16 protein-coding genes are annotated in these 20,248 nt (G+C 48.2%); 9 read left to right on the forward strand and 7 right to left on the reverse strand.

From position 1 onward, the window contains the following. Positions 1 to 28: 28 nt before the first annotated feature. Positions 29 to 3,922: a phosphoribosylformylglycinamidine synthase gene (gene purL / locus EK374_RS16285; RefSeq protein ID WP_127025602.1), complete on the reverse strand. Its 3,894-nt coding sequence runs from the start codon at positions 3,920 to 3,922 to the stop codon at positions 29 to 31. 151 nt (positions 3,923 to 4,073) lie between these two features. Here purL and mltF point away from each other — a divergent pair, with 151 nt between their 5' ends. Further along, a complete protein-coding gene (gene mltF, locus EK374_RS16290; protein ID WP_127025603.1) occupies positions 4,074 to 5,525 on the forward strand; it encodes a membrane-bound lytic murein transglycosylase MltF in 1,452 nt (483 codons plus the stop codon). A gap of 182 nt (positions 5,526 to 5,707) precedes the next feature. Next, a complete protein-coding gene (locus EK374_RS20710; protein ID WP_164731900.1) occupies positions 5,708 to 5,875 on the forward strand; it encodes a hypothetical protein in 168 nt (55 codons plus the stop codon). On the opposite strand, the gene tadA is transcribed toward EK374_RS20710, so the two are convergent. Further along, positions 5,865 to 6,389, reverse strand: coding sequence for a tRNA adenosine(34) deaminase TadA (gene tadA / locus EK374_RS16295; protein ID WP_127025604.1), 525 nt, complete (start codon positions 6,387 to 6,389; stop codon positions 5,865 to 5,867). The genes EK374_RS20710 and tadA overlap by 11 nt on opposite strands. A gap of 193 nt (positions 6,390 to 6,582) precedes the next feature. On the opposite strand from tadA, the gene EK374_RS16300 reads away from it, so the two are divergent. Then, positions 6,583 to 6,801, forward strand: a complete 219-nt coding sequence (locus EK374_RS16300; protein WP_127025605.1) for a hypothetical protein — start codon at positions 6,583 to 6,585, stop codon at positions 6,799 to 6,801. Positions 6,802 to 6,902: 101 nt separating this feature from the next. On the opposite strand, the gene guaA is transcribed toward EK374_RS16300, so the two are convergent. Both guaA and guaB read right to left on the reverse strand, forming a co-directional pair. Beyond that, positions 6,903 to 8,480, reverse strand: coding sequence for a glutamine-hydrolyzing GMP synthase (gene guaA / locus EK374_RS16305; RefSeq protein ID WP_127025606.1), 1,578 nt, complete (start codon positions 8,478 to 8,480; stop codon positions 6,903 to 6,905). 74 nt (positions 8,481 to 8,554) lie between these two features. Continuing rightward, entirely contained in the window at positions 8,555 to 10,024 is a 1,470-nt protein-coding gene (gene guaB, locus EK374_RS16310; protein WP_127025607.1) for an IMP dehydrogenase, read from the reverse strand. A 253-nt stretch (positions 10,025 to 10,277) separates the two neighbouring features. Here guaB and xseA point away from each other — a divergent pair, with 253 nt between their 5' ends. The 4 genes from xseA to EK374_RS16330 all read left to right on the forward strand — a co-directional run bounded on the left by xseA (position 10,278) and on the right by EK374_RS16330 (position 13,588). Further along, positions 10,278 to 11,630 carry an exodeoxyribonuclease VII large subunit gene (gene xseA, locus EK374_RS16315; RefSeq protein ID WP_127025608.1) on the forward strand — a complete coding sequence of 451 codons (1,353 nt, stop codon included), beginning with the start codon at positions 10,278 to 10,280 and terminating at the stop codon, positions 11,628 to 11,630. Next, a complete protein-coding gene (locus tag EK374_RS16320) occupies positions 11,617 to 12,069 on the forward strand; it encodes a hypothetical protein (protein ID WP_127025609.1) in 453 nt (150 codons plus the stop codon). The genes xseA and EK374_RS16320 overlap by 14 nt, the downstream gene beginning before the upstream one ends. Positions 12,070 to 12,217: 148 nt before the next feature. Further along, complete coding sequence (locus EK374_RS16325; protein WP_127025610.1) at positions 12,218 to 12,805, forward strand: TetR/AcrR family transcriptional regulator; 588 nt, start codon at positions 12,218 to 12,220, stop codon at positions 12,803 to 12,805. A gap of 72 nt (positions 12,806 to 12,877) precedes the next feature. Beyond that, the gene (locus EK374_RS16330) at positions 12,878 to 13,588 is read left to right on the forward strand and encodes an SDR family oxidoreductase (RefSeq protein WP_127025611.1); all 711 of its coding nucleotides are present in this window, start codon (positions 12,878 to 12,880) and stop codon (positions 13,586 to 13,588) included. 116 nt (positions 13,589 to 13,704) lie between these two features. On the opposite strand, the gene EK374_RS16335 is transcribed toward EK374_RS16330, so the two are convergent. The 3 genes from EK374_RS16335 to EK374_RS16345 form a co-directional block, all read right to left on the reverse strand. Further along, positions 13,705 to 14,934: a sensor histidine kinase gene (locus EK374_RS16335; protein WP_127025612.1), complete on the reverse strand. Its 1,230-nt coding sequence runs from the start codon at positions 14,932 to 14,934 to the stop codon at positions 13,705 to 13,707. After that, the gene (locus EK374_RS16340) at positions 14,935 to 15,639 is read right to left on the reverse strand and encodes a response regulator transcription factor (RefSeq protein WP_456095382.1); all 705 of its coding nucleotides are present in this window, start codon (positions 15,637 to 15,639) and stop codon (positions 14,935 to 14,937) included. Positions 15,640 to 15,709: 70 nt separating this feature from the next. Next, positions 15,710 to 18,094, reverse strand: a complete 2,385-nt coding sequence (locus EK374_RS16345; protein ID WP_127025613.1) for a TonB-dependent receptor — start codon at positions 18,092 to 18,094, stop codon at positions 15,710 to 15,712. 737 nt (positions 18,095 to 18,831) lie between these two features. Between EK374_RS16345 and EK374_RS16350 the strand changes: the two genes are divergently transcribed. Then, positions 18,832 to 19,188 carry a hypothetical protein gene (locus tag EK374_RS16350; protein ID WP_127025614.1) on the forward strand — a complete coding sequence of 119 codons (357 nt, stop codon included), beginning with the start codon at positions 18,832 to 18,834 and terminating at the stop codon, positions 19,186 to 19,188. A gap of 66 nt (positions 19,189 to 19,254) precedes the next feature. Further along, complete coding sequence (locus EK374_RS16355) at positions 19,255 to 20,028, forward strand: hypothetical protein (protein WP_127025615.1); 774 nt, start codon at positions 19,255 to 19,257, stop codon at positions 20,026 to 20,028. Positions 20,029 to 20,248 lie beyond the last annotated feature (220 nt).

The raw sequence follows: 20,248 nt of genomic DNA on the forward strand, positions 1-20,248 counted from the left end.
AGGTCTTGTTGTTATCATTTTTTCACTATTAGCCTAACCAGACCCTGGCGTTGCGGAACATCCGCATCCACGGACTGTCTTCCTGCCACTCATCCGGGTACCAGCTGTTTGCCACAGTACGGAACACACGCTCTGGGTGAGGCATCATGATAGTGACACGACCGTCCGTTGTGGTTAACGAAGTGATACCCAGTGGTGATCCGTTTGGATTCGACGGGTATTGAGTCGTCACATTGCCGTAGTTGTCGACAAAACGTAACGCCACTGTGCCACTTTGATCCGCGGCTTGCAGTGCTGCTTGTGAAGCAAACTCTGCATGACCTTCGCCATGCGACACTGCGATAGGCATACGGGAACCTGCCATGCCTTTAAAGAATAAAGAGGCGCTTTCCTGTACTTCGACCAGGCTGAAACGGGCTTCGAAACGTTCAGACTTGTTGCGGACGAAACGTGGCCATAAATCAGCACCAGGGATCAGGCTCTTCAGATTCGACATCATCTGACAACCGTTACAGACCCCTAAGCTAAAAGTGCTTTCACGCTCAAAAAACGCGGCAAATTCAGCACGGGCTTTGTCGTTAAACAGCACAGACTTCGCCCAGCCTTCACCAGCACCTAACACGTCACCGTAAGAGAAACCACCGCACGCCACTAAGCCGTTAAATTCAGCTAAAGAACGACGACCAGACAAAATGTCGCTCATATGCACGTCAACTGCATTAAAGCCTGCTCTGTTGTAGGCAGCAGCCATCTCAACATGAGAGTTTACGCCCTGCTCACGCAGAATAGCGACTTTTGGTTGTACACCTTTAAGGATATAAGGCGCTGCTACATCTTCGTTCAAATCAAAGCTTAATTTTGCGTTTAAGCCTGGATCTGTGACGTCTGCTTTAGCTACAAATTCCTGACGAGCCCCTTCAGGGTTATCACGCATCAGTTGCATCTGATAGGTCGTTTCAGCCCAAATGGTACGTAAAGTGGTACGGCTGTTGCTGTACACCAGCTGATCGCCGCGGCTGATCTGAATTTGATCGTCCGTCGTCACTTCACCTAATAAATGTGCCACAGCAGATAAATTATGCTGAGCTAAAATCGCCTGTACTACAGGTAAATCACTGTTTGCGACCTGCAGTACTGCACCTAACTCTTCGCTAAACAGCACGGCCAGGTTATCTGCGCCTAAGCTCGCAATATCAACTTTGATACCGGCTTTACCGGCAAAGGCCATTTCCGCCAGCGTGACAAATAAACCACCGTCTGAACGGTCATGGTAGGCCAGTAACTTCTGCTGGGCCACTAAAGCCTGCACAGCCTGATAGAAGTTCATCAGTAATTCCGGGCTTTCCAGATCTGGCGCTGTTTGGCCTAACTGCTTATACACCTGAGCTAAACATGAGGCGCCTAAACGGTTGGCACCCTGGCCTAAATCCAACAGGATCAGGCTGCTTGCGCCTTTGTCCGTGCGCAGCTGTGGTGTCACAGTGCGGCGAACATCTTCAACACGGGCAAAAGCTGTGATAATCAAGGATAAAGGTGAGGTCACTGTCTTCTGTTCACCATCCTGTTGCCAGCTGGTTTTCATCGACATGGAGTCTTTACCTACAGGGATAGTTAAACCCATAGCAGGACATAACTCTTCGCCTATGGCCTTAACAGCCTGATACAAACCTGCATCTTCACCTGGGTGACCAGCTGCCGACATCCAGTTAGCCGACAGTTTGATATGTTTAATATCACCAATCTGAGTGGCTGCAATATTGGTAATAGATTCAGCAACAGCCAAACGGGCAGAAGCGGCGAAGTCTAATAAAGCAACAGGGGTACGTTCACCCATCGACATGGCTTCGCCATGATAGGTATCGTAGGATGCAGCGGTCACACCACAGTTCGCTACCGGCACCTGCCATGGACCCACCATCTGATCACGGGCCACTAAACCAGTGACTGTGCGGTCACCTATGGTGATCAGGAAGGTTTTTTCAGCAATAGTAGGTAAACGTAACAAACGCTCAGCTGCATCGGCCACTGTCACGCCATTCAGATCTAAGGCTTTACCTTCTGTCACCTGAGATTTGACATCACGGTGCATTTTAGGCGCTTTGCCCAGCAGCACGTTCAGTGGCAAATCAATAGGCGTATTACCAAAATGCTGGTCTGACAGGGTCAGGTGGTGTTCAGCTGTGGCTTCACCCACTACAGCATAAGGTGCACGTTCGCGCTTACAAATCTCTTCAAACACAGCCATTTTGTCAGCTGGGATCGCCATCACATAACGTTCTTGTGATTCGTTACACCAGATTTCCAGTGGCGACATACCTGGCTCGTCGTTAGGCACGTTACGTAATTCGAACTTACCACCCACACCACCATCGTTGACCAGCTCAGGGAAGGCGTTAGATAAACCACCGGCACCTACGTCATGGATAAAACAAATAGGGTTGGCATCGCCCAGCTGCCAGCAGCGGTCTATCACTTCCTGACAACGACGTTCAATTTCAGGGTTTTCACGTTGTACCGAAGCAAAATCTAAATCTTCAGCCGACTGGCCTGAAGCCATAGAAGACGCAGCACCACCACCTAAACCTATGTTCATCGCCGGGCCACCCAGCACCACTAACTTGGCGCCAACAGGCATTTGGCCTTTTTGTACGTGCTCAGCACGGATATTGCCCATACCACCGGCAATCATAATAGGTTTGTGGTAACCACGAACTTCCTCGCCATTGTGGCTTGGCACTTTTTCTTCGTAAGTACGGAAGTAACCCAGAATATTCGGGCGACCAAATTCGTTGTTAAAGGCAGCACCACCTAATGGACCTTCTGTCATGATGTCTAAAGCAGTGACTATACGGTCTGGTTTACCAAAGTCAGTTTCCCATGGCTGTTCAAAACCCGGGATCCGTAAGTTAGATACAGAGAAACCTGATAAGCCAGCTTTTGGCTTGGCACCTACACCTGTGGCACCTTCGTCGCGGATTTCACCACCTGAACCAGTAGCGGCACCTGGGAATGGAGAAATAGCTGTTGGGTGGTTGTGAGTTTCCACTTTCATTAACACATGAATATCTTCATGGTTGTAGCCATATTCCTGGGTATCAGCAGACGGGAAAAAACGACCAGCTTTTGAACCTGTCATGACAGCGGCATTGTCTTTATAAGCCGACAACACATGATCCGGCGTTTTCTCAAAGGTATTTTTGATCATTTTAAACAGCGACTTCGGCTGTTGTTCACCGTCTATAGTCCAGTCGGCGTTAAAAATTTTATGACGGCAGTGCTCAGAGTTGGCCTGCGCAAACATATAAAGCTCAATATCATTTGGGTTGCGGCCCAACTGATTAAAATTCGTTACCAGATAATCTATTTCATCTTCAGCTAATGCCAGACCCATCTCGATATTGGCTTTGACTAAAGCTTCACGGCCGCCGGAGATTATGTCGACCGAGCTTAAAGGCGCAGGCTCAGCTTTATGAAATAAGGCAGCAGCTTGTTCAAACTCGCTGAATACCACTTCCATCATGCGGTCGTGTACTAAGCCCTTTAACTGCTGCAACTGTGCTTCAGTCAAGGTAGCAGTAGTCTGGATATAATAAGCCACACCACGTTCTAAACGTTTCACCTGACTCAGGCCACAGTTTTTGGCAATATCAGTCGCTTTGGACGACCATGGAGAAATAGTGCCAGGGCGTGGTGTCACCACCAGCAATAAACCTTCTGGAGTGTGGCTGACGATAGTAGGTCCGTAAGTCAGCAACTTGCTTAAGGTGGTCTGTTGTTCAGCCGACAGTTCGCTGCTTAAATCAGCAAAATGCATAAATTCGGCATAAACACCATTCACAGGCAAATTAGCTTTAACACAAAGATCGATGAACTTCTGAACTCTAAACTCGGACAGTGCAGGTGCACCACGCAGGATCAACATAGGTTTTTTTTCCGTTGGTTGAGCGACAATGGAACCCAAAATCAGGCGCCGCATTATAAAGAAAAAACGTCTGCAATGGTATGAATAAGATCTGACGACCAGCAGGAATTTTGGTATAAATGGCGCTCTCGCATATTCAAGGCACAACCGAATGATTCGATTTGGAATTCTAGGAGCTGTATTAACAGCAGTAGTTTCTTGTACTCCGGTACAGGAGCCTGTTCAGCTTCATGAAATTTATCAAAGAGATAGCATTCGTGTTGGCATTTTAAACAGCCCTACCAGCTACTATGTAGGCGCTGATGGCCCAACAGGCTACGACTATGAACTGTCAGTTGCATTAGCAGAAAAGTTAGGCGTTGAACTGGAGTTATTTCCCAGTTATCAACGTGAAGAGCTATTACAAAAATTAGATTCTGGTCAGGTTGACTACATAGCAGGTGGTTTAGCTGTCACTGAAAGCCGGAAACAGAAATACCGTATAGCACCAGCTTATTTATGGCGTAACGAAGTATTGGTCTACCGTAAAGGTCAGGCAAAACCCAATAGCTTTAAAGATATCAAAGAGCCTGTGCTGGTGCCAAAAGACAGTTCGCTGGCAGAAACCTTAAGCCTGGTGCAAAAAGACTATCCACAATTGCAGTGGCAGGAAACTGAATCTGAAGATGCGGATGAGTTACTGCAACAAGTCGAAGATGGCAAAATCCCTTATACGCTGGTTGACTCAAACTTACTGGCGGTGAATCAACGCTTCTTTCCTAACTTAACAGTCGCCTTTAAAGTGAAAGAACAACAACCAGTGGCCTGGCTGCTTAATAACAAAGCCGATGATTCATTTTGGGCTGTGTTAATCGAGTTTTTTGGCCAGAATTATCAGTCCGGAGATTTGTTGAGCCTTGAAGATAAATACTTTGGCCATATCCGCCGCTTCGATTACGTCGCGACTCTGGACTACATCAAGGCGATTGAAAAAGATTTGCCCCGTTATCAGCCGTTATTTGAGAAATATGCCGGTAACTTTGACTGGCGTTTACTGGCGGCTATTGGTTATCAGGAATCAAACTGGCGACCTGACGCCCGCAGTTCCACTGGTGTGGTTGGTATGATGATGCTGACCGTCAGTACAGCACAGACTATGGGTGTCAGCAGCAGGCTGGACCCGGCCCAAAGTATCAGAGGTGGAGCAAAATACCTGCAGCGCATGGTTGAACGTATACCTGAGCGTATTCAGATGCCGGATCGGCTTTGGTTTGCTATTGCTGCTTATAACATTGGCTGGGGTCATGTTGAGAGTGCTCGTGTGCTGACTGAACGGGATGGTGCCAATCCGGACAAATGGCATGAAGTAAAACAGCGCCTGCCTTTGCTGCAACAAAAACGTTACTACCAGAATACCAGGCTGGGTTACGCCCGTGGCGCTCAGGCCGTCTATTATGTTGAAAACGTCCGTCGTTTCTACGATACGCTGTTATGGGTCGATGAAAAGAGAAAAACCGAACAAAGGTTAGATCAGCAAAAACAGAGGCTTAACGAGCAATTCGGCGATAAAGCGGTAAATTCAACAGAAAAGTCAGGGAACATCAGCACTCCTCTATCCAAGTAACTTGAAGTTGCGGCGAGGCGACAAGCCAGTGCCCCCCCAGGAGCATAGTAAACCTATGTGACTGGGGTGAGATGGCGCAGTCAACAAAGTTGCAGCTTAAAGGGCGACGGGTATAAGCAGTCTTAATCTTGTAACTGCGCAGCTAAGCTTTTATATTAGCGAAAATAATTTGGAGTCAATGAATGTTAAAACGTAAAAAACCTAAAATGCTGCGCAAACGGCGATTAATGGATGTTGCATCCGGCAGAAGACGGGTCAGCCGCAATATGACGATGTTAAAGTTAAACAGACGCCGCCGCTCTTTTCAGTCTATTCAGGATTTAGCCAGCGCCACCGAAGCTATCGCTTAAACTGCCCTTCCTCAACACTCTGCTGTTTTTCCTGCTGTTTTAATGCCTTTTGTTCTGCTCTGCGACGGCGGAAAAATTCAGAGAGTTTGTCTGCGCATTGCTGCGCCAAAGGACCATCCAGTACATCTAACTGATGATTCAACACCGGATGCCGCACTATATCCAGCACAGAGCCAGCAGCACCGGTTTTTGCATCTTTAGCGCCAAATACCAGTCGTTTTACTCTGCTGTGCACTAAAAGACCTGCGCACATAGCACAAGGCTCTAAAGTGACATATAAAGTGCAGTCTATCAGACGGTAATTGCCGACTTTTGCCGCAGCCTGCCGGATAGCCATCATTTCAGCATGAGCAGAAGGGTCGTTCAGTTGGATCGACTGATTCCAGCCCTCCCCCAGCACCATACCGTCTTTGATCAGCACAGCACCTACCGGAATTTCGCCACTTTGTTCAGCTTTATCGGCCAGTTGCAAGGCATACTGCATCCAGTGTAAATCGTCGTCTGCTGCTGTCACCTTGGCCTCTTATAGTGCTGCTGAATCTGGCTAATTTTACCAGCTCTGGTTAAGATTTTGACTATCTTTTAGTTATTTTGTTACAAATCAACTGACAACAAAATAGCTAACGCTTTGATAATGAATCAAATAGTGGTTATGGTATAGCTATTGCTTAACCAGTAAAGTTTTCAATCTATACAGAGGGATGATCATGGGTGTATTTGACGTAGGCTTTATCGCAGTCTTAGGCGCTTTTGCCTATGCGTTTTATGAAAACCACAATAAAACTAAAATTAAGTTGCAACAATCCTCAGCCAGCAGAGATGAGCTTCGTCAGCAAATTGAACAGCTGAAACAACGGGTTGCCACTTTAGAGACTATAGTGACAGATAAGTCCTATCAGCTGAAACACGAAATTAATAAGCTGTAGAAAACAAAAGGGGCAGATTAAATCTGCCCTTTTTTTCTATCCAAAGTAATGTAGGGGTGGGGCTTGTCCCCACCCGTCCAGAGTCATACGCGCAAGATAAATTATTCCCACTCAATAGTTGCTGGTGGCTTACCGGAAATGTCGTACACCACGCGGGAAATACCATTCACTTCATTAATAATGCGGTTCGAGATTGTACCTAACAGCTCATAAGGCAGATGCGCCCAGTGTGCCGTCATAAAGTCGATCGTCTCTACAGCACGAATAGACACCACCCAGTCGTATTTACGACCGTCGCCCATCACGCCTACAGATTTCACTGGCAGGAACACGGTAAAAGCCTGACTAACTTTGTCATACCAGCCTGAATTACGCAGCTCTTCGATGAAAATCGCGTCGGCTTTGCGTAATAAATCGCAGTATTCTTTTTTCACTTCACCTAATACACGCACACCTAAACCCGGGCCTGGGAAAGGGTGACGGTACAGCATGTCGTATGGCAAACCTAAAGCTAAACCTACTTTGCGTACTTCATCTTTAAAGAGTTCACGCAGTGGCTCGACCAAGCCCATTTTCATATCAGCAGGTAAACCGCCGACATTGTGATGCGACTTAATTACATGAGCTTTACCGGTTTTAGAAGCCGCAGATTCAATCACGTCAGGGTAAATAGTGCCCTGGGCTAACCATTTAGCGTTCGTCAGTTTTTTCGCTTCTTCATCAAAAACTTCAACGAAAACACGACCGATGATTTTACGCTTGGCTTCCGGCTCAGCAACACCTTTTAAGGCGTCGAGGAAACGGTTTTCAGCTTTAACATGAATAATGTTCAGACCAAAGTGGTCGCCGAACATGTCCATCACTTGTGCGCCTTCGTTTAAACGCAATAATCCGTTATCGACGAAGACACAGGTCAGGTTTTTGCCGATAGCACGGTGCAATAACATCGCAACCACTGAAGAGTCGACACCACCGGAAAGACCTAAAATCACCTGATCATCGCCCACTTGCTTTTTGATATTGGCAATAGCGTCATCAATGATGGTGGCCGGAGTCCAGAGTTTTTCACAACCACAGATATCCACCACAAACTGCTCTAACATGCGCAGGCCCTGACGGGTGTGAGTCACTTCAGGGTGGAATTGTACGCCGTAGAACTGACGGGCTTCATCAGCCATAGCAGCATGAGGGCAAGTTGGCGTTTGCGCTGTAGTGACAAAACCCTGTGGGATTTGCACTACTTTATCGCCATGACTCATCCAGACATCCAATAAGCCACGGCCTTGTTCGTTCAGATGATCTTCAATACCGGTGAACATGGCATTCTCTGCAATCAGTTCAACCTGAGCATAACCAAATTCACGGTGATCAGAACTGGACACTTTACCGCCCAGTTGTTCAGCCATGGTCTGCATGCCGTAGCACACACCCAGCACAGGCACACCGGCTTCAAATACATAAGATGGCGCACGAGGTGAACCAGCTTCAGTCACACTTTCAGGACCACCAGATAAAATAATACCGGTTGGAGCAAATTCAGCGATTTGTTCTGCAGTAACGTCCCATGCCCACAGCTCACAATAAACGCCAATTTCACGCACACGACGGGCGATCAGCTGAGTGTATTGCGAACCGAAGTCGAGGATCAGAATTCGATGGAAGTGAATGTTTTTGCTCATAATCACCTTGTAGTAACAAATGTCGAATGGATAAAACACAGAGGCTGGCAAAACGCCAGCCTCTGATTAAGCGGTTAACCTAAGCGGTAGTTTGGTGCTTCTTTGGTGATTTGCACATCATGCACGTGCGATTCACCCATACCAGCAGAAGTTACTTTGACAAAGACCGGCTTGGTGCGGACTTCAGCAATAGTTGAGCAACCTGTTAAGCCCATTGAAGAGCGCAGGCCACCCATTTGCTGGTGAATAATAGTGCCGATTGGGCCTTTGTACGCCACACGGCCTTCGATACCTTCAGGCACTAACTTCTCAGCATTGTTGCTGCCCTGGAAGTAACGGTCAGAAGAGCCATTACGTTGTGCCATAGCACCTAATGACCCCATACCACGGTAGGATTTGTAGTAACGGCCCTGATACAGTTCAACATCACCCGGTGCTTCTTCAGTACCAGCAAACATAGACCCCACCATCACACAGTGTGCGCCAGCCACTAAAGCTTTGGCGATATCACCTGAGAAGCGGATACCGCCGTCAGCGATAATACAAACGTCCATGCCCTGTACACCATCTACTGCATCAGAGATAGCTGTCAGTTGTGGTACACCACAACCTGTGACAATACGGGTGGTACAAATGGAACCAGGGCCTATACCTACCTTCACCGCGTTGGCACCAGCTAAAGCAAGCGCTTTGGCGCCTTCAGCAGTGGCGACGTTACCTGCCACTATCTGTAAGTCAGGGTACATAGCACGGGTTTGACGGACGCGATCTAACACGCCTTCTGAGTGGCCATGTGAGGTATCTATTAATAAAATATCCACACCGGCTTCTACTAAAGCAGCAATACGTTCGTCTGTGCCTGGGCCTACGCCCACAGCTGCGCCAACACGTAAGCGACCAAATTCGTCTTTACAGGCGTTTGGTTTGCTGGCGGCTTTGTTGTAATCCTGTACTGTGATCAGACCTTTGAGTTTAAAGTCATTGTCGACCACTAATACTTTTTCGATACGATGTTTGTGCATTAAAGCCAAAGCTTCAGCACGTGGGCCTGCTTCATTTACTGTGACTAAACGCTCTTTTGGCGTCATCACAGAAGAAATAGCCAGTTGTGGGTTGGTTTCAACGTTCAGGTCACGACCTGTCACAATACCAACCAGGTTATTGTCAGCATCAACTACAGGGAAACCAGAGAATCCATGCTGAGCCGCCAGTTGCTGCACTTCGCGGATGCTTTGCTCCGGACGCACAGTGACAGGGTCAGAGACGACACCACTTTCGTATTTTTTTACTTTACGAACATTGGCTGCCTGCTCTTCGATGGTCATATTTTTGTGAATAAAACCTAAACCGCCTTCCTGTGCTAAAGCAATAGCTAAACGAGCCTCGGTCACAGTGTCCATAGACGCTGATACCATAGGTATATTTAACGTAATTTTGCTGGTCAATTGAGTCCGCAGGTCTGCGGTATGGGGTAACACAGTGGAGTGCGCCGGAACAAGTAACACGTCGTCAAATGTAATGGCTTCTTTCACGATCCTGAGCATTGCAACAATCTCGCTGTTAAAAAAAGAGGGGGGAATGTTGCGGCGCAATTTTATCCGCTTTTGCGCCTTGCCACAATCAATTTTTCGCTTTTGTGTTACATTAGCCACAAAGTAAGCCCCAAAGTAATTGGAGTTGCAGCGCGACGACAAGTACTCGAGACCCCAGGAGCATAGTTAACCTATGTGACTGGGGCGAGAGAACGCAGTCAACAAAGCTGCGGCTTCAAGTACGAAGGGGGTTGAGGAATGCCTTATGTCGCAAGCTGATATTTATACCGTCTCCCGCTTAAACTCTGAAGTTCGCCTGACCCTTGAGCTGCAATTTCGTCAGCTGTGGTTAGTGGGCGAAGTGTCCAATTTTATCGCTGCTTCCTCCGGCCACTGGTACTTTTCATTAAAAGATCAGGCGGCACAGGTCAAAGTGGCGATGTTTAAACAAAGCAACAGATATGCCAGCCTACAGCCAAAAAATGGTCAACAAATTCTGATCCGCGCCCGTATCAGTGTGTACGAACCCAGGGGTGAATATCAGTTACTGGCCGATATGCTGGAACCTGCCGGTGACGGTTTACTAAAGCAACACTACGAACAAATCAAAGCCACATTAGCTGCTGAAGGGTTATTGGCGCCTGAGCGCAAAAAACCTCTGCCTAAAAAAGTACAAAAAGTTGGGGTGGTCACCTCCCCGACCGGCGCTGCCATTCGCGATATCATCACAGTGCTGAAACGCCGGGCTCCAGCGCTGGAAGTTATTATTTATCCTTGTTTAGTGCAAGGTACTCAGGCGCCGGCGCAAATATATAACGCCATCCAAAAAGCTATCTCCCGCAATGAAGTGGATGTATTGCTGATTGGCCGTGGTGGCGGATCGCTGGAAGATTTATGGTGTTTTAATGACGAACAGGTGGCACGTTTAATAGCGCATTGCCCCATCCCAACCGTCAGTGCCGTAGGTCATGAAATTGACTTTACCATAGCTGACTTTGTCGCTGACGTGCGCGCTGCTACGCCTTCTGCAGCTGCAGAACTGGTGTCACCGGATCAGCAGCAACAGCTGCAAATGGTTCAGGCTGCAGAGCTGCGTCTTAAACGTTCAATGCACAGTTATTTACGGCAGCAACAACCCCGTTTAACGGCTTTAGTGCATCGTTTAACCTTGCTAGATCCGGCACGGCGTTTACAACAGCAACAGCAGTATCTGGATGAATTACAGCTGCGATTGCAAAATGCCCTGCTCAGACGGATCGACAAAGCGGCTCAACAGCAGCAGTTTTTACAACATAGATTGCAGCAACTGACACCTCTGGTGCGGATTAAACAGCAGCAACAAAAGCTGGACCAGCACCAGCACCAGTTGCATCAATCCATGCAGCAGCTCCTAAGACAAAAACAGCAGCAGTGGTTACTGCAAAGTAGCCGTTTGCATACCGTCAGCCCCCTCGCCACTTTAGAGCGCGGTTACAGCATCAGCTTTGATGACCAGCAGCAAGTGATCACTGATGCATCGACACTACAGCCTGGTCAACAGATCAAAACCCGGCTGGCGAAGGGGCAGTTTATCGCCCGTGTCGAGCAAGTTTTTCCAGACGCCGATGCAAGTCACTGAGATCAGACAAGTCGCCGAAGAACTGGTCCAGCTACTTGGTCATACAGACTGGGCTATAGGCGGCAGCTTTTTACTTCAGTGTTACGGTATAGAACCCCAGGCCAGAGATTTGGATCTGGTCTGTACTCTCGAACACTTTGAGCATTTTAAAGCATTACTCAGCCAGTACGCACAAGCTGTGCCTGTGACGCCCCACCCCAGCTATTGCAGCCTTGGCTTTGCCCGTTTTGAAAAAAATGGTCTGATGATCGAATTGATGGCAGGCATTCAGGTGCTCACAAACAACAGTCTGCGGCAGTTTCAGTTTTTGCCGGAACGCACCAGTTGGCAACAAGGTTTGCCATTGATGGCATTAACAGACTGGCAGGTTTTGTATCAGCTATTTGACCGCCCACAGCGAGTCGCGCAGTTGCAACAGTATCTACACTCAACGCACTGATGCATTATTTTTCCGCTATAAATCATATCAACTCAATCACTTAAGTTTAACTACTGTCAAAAATGGCTTTTTGTTCAAAAAAAGTACTTGCCAATAAACGACAATAAAAATATGATGCACATCATATTATCAACCGCAGGCCATTTTGATGACAGCATTAACCAAAAAAGAGATGACCCATCAGCGCATTTTGCAGACCGCTGCAAAGATTATCCGCAGAGATGGTTTTGATGCTCTGGCCGTGGCTGACGTCATGAAACAAGCGGGTTTAACTCACGGTGGTTTTTACGCCCATTTTGCCAACAGAGATGCATTACTGGCGGAAGCTTTAGGCTATGCCGGTGCAGAATCTGCCACTTTGCTTGAACAAAGTCTGGCAGAGCGCATCAATGCGGGAGTACAGCCACTTACTGCTTTTATTGAGATTTATCTGTCAGAGCAACATCTGAATACTTGCACTGATGGCACAGGCTGCCCTGTAGCTGCGCTAGGTTCAGATTTTTTTCGGCTGGATCCGGACACTAAGGCAGTGGCTGCCAAAACTATCGAAGCTTATGTAGATAAAGTGCAGTGGCTCAGTAAGCAAAGCTTAAGCCGTGAAAGTGCATTCTTACTGACCAGTACCTTAGTTGGCGCACTGCAACTGGCGCGTGGTTTAAAAGGCACAGCTCAGGCTATGCAGTATTTAACGGCCTGTCGCGAAGATTTAGTTCGACGTTATGCTGGTCATGAATAAAACTCTTGTTAGGTCCAACCGTTTTTTTAAATCAAAATATGATAACCATCATATAAACAAAAGGTAACAGCTATGAAACTTGAAAATGCAGTAGTACTGGTCACAGGCGCTAACCGTGGTTTAGGTTTAGCTTTTGCCAAAGCAGCACTGGCCCGCGGTGCCCGTAAAGTCTATGCCGCGGCGCGTAACCCGGACAGCATCACACTGGAAGGTGTGATTCCGGTGAAATTAGATGTAACCAATAAAGACGATATCGCCAAGCTGGTTGAACAATGTTCGGATCTGACCTTGTTAATCAACAACGCAGGTGTCGCTGAACTTGGCGCTATGCTGACCGAAGATGCTGAAACTATGATGCGTCGTCAGCTGGAAACTAACCTGTATGGCCCGCTGCGTTTAACTCAGGGTTTTGCCCCAGTGCTGGCGAACAACGGCGGCGGTGGCATTATCAATGTGTTGTCTATTGCCAGCTGGATCACAGGCCCATTACTGGCCACTTACTCTGTGACTAAATCGGCAGCCTGGTCTATGACCAATGCGGTGCGTCAGGAACTGGCGGCACAACAGACCCAAGTATTAGGTTTACACGTAGGTTTTATCGACACTGATTTAACCAAAGGTTTAGAAGTGCCTAAAGTGTCCGCAGAGCAAGTCGTCAGCCGTACTTTTGACGGTTTAGAAGCTGGCGCCGATCAAGTACTGGCTGATGAGCCAACTCAAATGATCCATCAGGCGTTCTCCACTGCACCGCAAGTGTATTTGCACGCACTGCCAGGCCATTAAACACAAGAAAAAACCCGGACGAACTGCAGTTTTGCGGTTCGCCGGGGTTTTGTGTTTTGCCCGCAACTGAAGCTACAAACTTGCACAAAGCGGAGCTATGCACTAAACAGCCCAACTCACCACGAAAGACGGGCTACGACTGACTTCTCATCAACGTGCAACGAAAAGGACCAGCCATTGCGCTCACACAGCCTTTGCACTATGCCAAGCCCTAAACCATAACCCTGAGACGAAGATGCCTCAGATGCTGTATCCCCTGTCGCAGCCGAATGCACTTGATTGGTGATAAAAAGCTCCCGCTCTTTAATATGAATAGAGATTGGCCCCTGTCCGCTATGGCTGTGCTCAAAGGCATTGCGCACCAGATTATTCACAGCTATGGCAAAAGCCTGCGGATGCCCACTGACACAAGGGTTAGCCAGCGGCTCGATTTCCACCTCAAGCCTCTTATGGCATAGCAGGTGGCGCTGCAGATCTACGGCGTTGCTGACCAGTGGCGCCACCAGAAACTGCTCATCATACAAAGCATCATCCGTTTCGCGGGCCAGACACAAGAACATCTCAATGGTGGTTCTCATTTCAAGAGTGGCTCGCCTTACCCTGTCCAGCGCCTTCACATCAGCCTCTGACAACTTACTTTGTTCCAACAGCTCAAGTGCTCCTGTAATCACAGTAATAGGAGTGCGCAATTCATGGCTGGCTGAACTGGTAAAGTAGCGCTCTCTGGCGACAAAGGCGCTGATGCGCTCGAGGGTCTTTTCAATAGTCGCCGCCAGCAGCCCCACTTCATCGTCACCAAAGCGGCTGGATCCGATGCGTTTATAATCTTCAACCGACAAGTGTTCAAGGTCGATGTCCGCCACAGCTTTGGCCAGTTGAGCAACTGGGGCTACCGCTCGTCGCATCACCACTATGCCCAAGCCGAATCCCAGCATGCCAAGGGTTCCCACTGCGCCAGTGATCACAAGCAGCAACCACCAATCCTCTGACGAGGCAGCCTCAATACCTGCCACATCAAACACCACAAAAGCCTTTTGTTGGTCATTGTCAGCAGTGACAACAGCTACATGTAATTCGTCGGCTTCGAATTCGTACAAGCCTTCAGCCGGATTTGTCTTAGCCCAGTCCTGCAGCGATGCCGGCAAGCTGGCAACCTTATCGTATCCGCTAAGGTTCATGCTCAATCTGGGATAGCTTTTGGCGGCAACCTCCAGTTGTTGCATCAGCACACGGTCTTCACTCAAGCGGATGGCAGCAAAAAAAGCCAGCCCCCAGGCAATACTGAGTACAGCGACGCAAATCGCAAATGCAATAGCGACACGCTGACGTAAACTGCGCCTGTACATTTAGTCTGTATCCTCTGCAATACGGTAGCCTATCCGATGTACGGTATGGATCAGCGGCCTGTCGAAGGGCCTGTCTATCGCCTGTCGCAGCTTATACATATGGGAGCGAAGCGCGTCACCATCCGGCACCTCGTCTGCCCATAACAAGGTTTCAAGTGCATCGCGATCCACCACTGCAGGAGCTTCTTCCATCAATCGTTGCAATAGCTTCAGGCCCGCAGGGTTAATATCAACCCTGCACCCCGCTCTGTGCACCTGCAGTGTGGACTTATTGAATGTCAGCTCACCTACAGTAAGCAGATTATCGGTTTTGCCATGACTGCGTTTGTACAGAGCCTGCAGCCGGGCATGCAGCTCCTGCAAAGCGAATGGCTTGACCAGATAGTCATCTGCTCCTGCCTCAAAGCCTTTGAGTTTGTCTTCAAGGGTGTCACGCGCCGTCAGCATAAGCACAGGCTTATCCAGAGTGGCATCAGCGCGCAACTTTTTGCAGAAACTCAGACCATCCATTCCCGGCAGCATCAGGTCCAGTACAATCACGTCGAAGGGGGTAGTTAAGGCCAGATGCATAGCGCTTATCCCGTCATAAGCAAAATCCAGAATATAGTTATGCTGTTCGAGATAAGCGGCAATGTTGGCACAAATGTCGCGATTATCTTCGACAATCAAGACTCGGATTGGCGCTGCACCCAGTTTGTGGACCATCTGTTGTTACTCCTTACCCCATCCCGCCCTTGCACTAGCCCGTACCAGGGCCTCGCTCTCACCCTTATTGTTACCACGCATAGTCAAATCGAAGACCAATCAGTGGCTCGGCTTCGCTATCGTCTTTCACTTCCACGCCCCGGCGGTAGTCAAACTCGGTGTCATCGCTGGACGAGGCTGAGGTGACGTTGATCACATCCAGAAAGGCCGTAACATCTATAGGGCCAAATGCGCGTCTATAGTCCACACGAAGGTTCAACAAAGCTGAACCGCTTTTACGACCTACATTACGCTCTGTGATCTCTTTCGAATAGCGTAACGGTTGTCCGGCACCCAATACGTCTGCATGAATAATAAACTGGTCGTCTGGCCTGCCGGAAAGGTATTTGTAACGCCCGGCGACTTTCCAGCGATCATTAATTTCCCAGGTCAGGCCAAGGGTAGCCACATGGTCGCGACTGAATTCGGCAGCGACCTCACCCCGACCATCTTTGCGGTCAACCACGGCATCATTGTAAGAATAGGTTGCGCTAGCGTATAGGCCTTCGCGAATTGTCCCCATAAGCACTATGTCGACTCCGTACGATCTGCCGTCCCCCATGTTGGCAAAGGTACCACTTGCTCTATCCAGGTCGACCACCAGATCGTCGAGCTTTTGATAATAAGCCTCAGTTAACAGCGACCACTGGGTGTTCGGGAAATATTTGAAACCAACACTAGCATGGCTGATTTTTTCATTCTTCAAATCGTTTGACTCGTTAGCCGCCAGGTAGAGAAAGCGTGGCGACTGATGAAAAAGTCCTGCGGTTGCAAAATATCTGACCAGACCAGCTGGCTGCCAGTTAAGGCTGAACCTGGGTGACACCAGGCTTTCGTCGGCAAAACCGTCCCGTTCGAGCCGCAGACCAGTGCCGAAATCCCAATCACCCCGCTCAAATACCTGATTAACGTAGCCAGCATAGCTGGTTTCTTTTTGCTTTATTGCAGAATTAATGTTCTCGGGCTCAAGCACAATAAAGCGCTGCTGTGGGTCTGGTCTGAAATCATCGTCGTCGTAAACAAAGCGGTTCCAATCGCCATCTAACACTGTGTTGTAGTCCAGATCAATTTGCGTGATCTGACCACCTGCACTAAACAACCCCCATTGATTCGTCACCTCAAAATCACTTCGCCAACCCGTCTCCGTTTCGCGCTCACCTATGGTAATAATATCTTCCCGCACCGGAAAATCAGCGGCTGGCGATCCTGCTGGTACCAGATCAGGAAAGGCTTCGCCCTCTGAGCTTATTTTGTCGCTTTTGCGGTAGTAAACTTTATTGGTCCAGACCGCATCTTCACCTAGCAATGATCGCAAGGTCAGGCCATACAAATCACTATCTTGTTCGGCAGACTGCAGCGCAACATCTTCGAAATCAGGCGATGCAAACACGTGAGTGACATCACGAACATAGTCTTCGTGAGTATCCATCAATAAAACTTCAACGCTGTGATCCTGATTGACAGGAATAACCGACTTTAGAATGACGTCTCTGAGCACAGGGTTGCCGATGTCCAGTTCTTCAATAGTTTCAAACAAAGCGCCGAAGTCCAGCCGTCTGGCAGAAAACAGCATAGTAGAGTCATCGGTGATACCGGCAGGGCCGTCGTAACCTACTTCATAACCGGCAAGGTCGTAGCGAAAACTGGCTGAAGGGCTTGGATTACCATCAGCGACGTCTAACTTGAGTAGCGATGCTGCCCGGCCACCATAAGCCGGCCCCCAACCACCGGGCGAGAACTCTGCTCCGCCTATCACGTTCGGCGCAAAAATCGAGAAACGCCCCCCACCACCCACATCTTCCTCTTCACCTAAAGTGGCGTCAAAGTGCACGGCTTTATCAAAGGGAAAGTCATCAACAAATAACAAATTATCCCTTGGACCACGGCCACGCACACTAAAGCTGGCGAATTCACTGGCGGATGCCAGGCCAGGCAAGCCGTCCAACGACAGCAGCGGATCTGCACCTCCGCCTACAGCACTTGCCAGAGCTTCTCTGTCGAGATAGGTACTGGAGCCTGATGCAAAAACATCAGATTGTCGTCCCCGAACCTCTACGACCTCGATGGAGTGCTGTTTAAGTTCGAATTCTATTTTGATAGTTTTGCGCGTCACCACCCGTACACTGGGCGCATTTAATGAAGCAAAGCCGCTTTTGGCGATGTCCACCGAGTACAGACCTGGCTCGAGCGATTCAACAAGGATACGACCTTGCTCGTCAGTTTCTAAGGTTTGAGTGGCAGAGCTTTCCCGTTGCTTAAGAGTGATCTGCACCTTTGACAGTGGCCGATCAGTATTCTGATCTTTGACGATAAAAGTCAGCGCACCGGGCGCTTCTGCTGCATGGGTAAAAACTGGCATGCCAATAAGGCCTCCCCACAACGTGATCCAGCATAGGTGTTTTAACTGTCTATTCATCTTGCTAACCTCCAAAAATCAACCCTGTTTATTTGAAGAACTGCAGGCAGGCTAGCAGAGCCAATGTGACTAAAAAGTCGCCAAATTATGAAAGTTACATCAATGTCATGGTCTTAAATTTGGGGGAAAGGTCAGTCGCAGCGACAACGCTTGCGTTGAACAGCAGTAGGTTGTACTCGTCGCGCAGCGGCAGTACAACAATGAAACTAGCGGTAATAAACAATTTAGGATTTTGAATTCAAAGCGTATCGCCTTTGGCGAGATACTTTCTTTTGCTTCGCCAAAAGAAAGCTATCCAAAGAAAAGGCGACCCCAGGTCGCAGCGAAAGCCCGGCCCAAAACCGTGCGTCCAAGGCGACTCGGCAACTCGTTCGTCGCTACCGCTCCTCGCTCAAACACTCCTCGTCTTAAAACCTTGGCCACCCAATTTTGTCCGGCTCGCGCCCCAATGGGGATTTGGTGCCAGTAGTTGGTATGGTTTTTGCTGATTGGCAGTTAAGAGCGAAAAGCGACATTAGGGCACATCACAAGACCTAACCCTAGCGTCCCTCAAGGCTCCATTCTGGCATGTATAAAGTTTGTGTGGCCCATTTTAGGCATTTTAGAAAAAGTTGTTGAAATAGAGGTATGTCAGCGTTAGTTTGGTATGAGTGAAAATCAGGAGATAAGGCTGGAAAAGTTCTGCGTGTTAGCAGGCTGCCTTTGAAAAATCATTGTTACAACTACATGGAGTAGCTATGCAAATTTGGAGTGCTTTGCTGTTGGTGCTTTTGCTGTCCGGATGTGCAACACCCGTGAGTCACACAAACATACCGCTTTCAACCTATGACAAAGATACCGAGTATGGTATAGAAAAAAGGGACGATGGATTCGCAATTACCGTTTTCTACTCACGCTATCAATTCATACCTGAAAGTGATGTTTTAGCAACAGCTTGCAAGAGCCAGCTAACCTCTATCGCTTGGGAACATGCAGATAACGAGGGGCGTGAAATTGAACCAGTCAACGAGCAAAGAATTCGCATTTCAATGGGCCGCAATGAGTTAACAGGTATAACCTCTTGCCAGGCCAATGCCATCGCTAAGTGGAAGTAGATTAAATTGAATCGCTGCGATCTCAATTTATCGGATAGTAGGGCTTGAACTTCGTTTGGAGGTACAGTGGGTTATTTCCCGAAAGTTCATTTTGAAAATGCTAGAGCTCTTTCTGAGAGTAAAGAAGATAGCCAACTTCGATATTGTTGCTTAGAGCTTCGCTACTGTATTGAAGCAATTGTATACAAGAAGTTATCTGCTTTTCGTGATATTCCAAACACTATTACTGAAACTTGGCAACCGCATAAAGCTATCAAAATGCTTAGTAAGATTGATGAGTTTGCAGACAAATACTGTAAAGTAGAAATAAATTTTTGTCAGTCAAATATTCCGCCGATAGATGGTTGGATCGCTCTGGGAGAACAAAAGATACCATCCGTACAATGGCTGACTAAAAATTACAGCAAGCTTGGAAATTTTCTGCACTTACCTAAGCCTAATGAGAGCGAGTCATTCAATACTGAAAAGATAAAAAAGTGTGTAATTGATGTACTTGACGGCATAGAACAATATGTAAACACGGATATTTGGATTAGGGCGTCTGGTATTGAACTTCAGGCTTGCCTAGAGTGCTCCGAAGATCTTATTTTTGATCGTAACCAACTTAAAGAAGCTGATGTTGTCGAGTGTGACTCATGCAAATTTCGCTATCGAGTAAAGTCGAAAGGTGGTAACAAACTTACCTTGTCATATACGGTACATGACGTTAAATGTGGTCGCTGTGGTGAGATGCTACAAATTGATGACCAGAAAATCATGAAAAATCGTGAGTTCGTATGCGGGTTTTGTGGAGAAGATCATGTTGTTGTCCCAGCATATCGTCGCAGCTCTCAGACCTAAGCTACCAACTACTGGCACCAACCCCCCATTAGGGCGCGAGCCGGACAAAATTGGGTGGCCAAGGTTTTAAGGCTGGGAGTGTCTGAGTGAGGAGCGGTAGCGACGAGCGAGTTGCCCAGCCGCCTTGGACGCACGATTTTGGGCCGGGATTTCGCTGCGACCTGGGGTCGCCTTTTCTTTGGATACTTTCTTTTGGCGAAGCAAAAGAAAGTATCTCGCC

It is taken from the genome of Rheinheimera mangrovi, assembly GCF_003990335.1.
GTDB lineage: Bacteria > Pseudomonadota > Gammaproteobacteria > Enterobacterales > Alteromonadaceae > Pararheinheimera > Pararheinheimera mangrovi.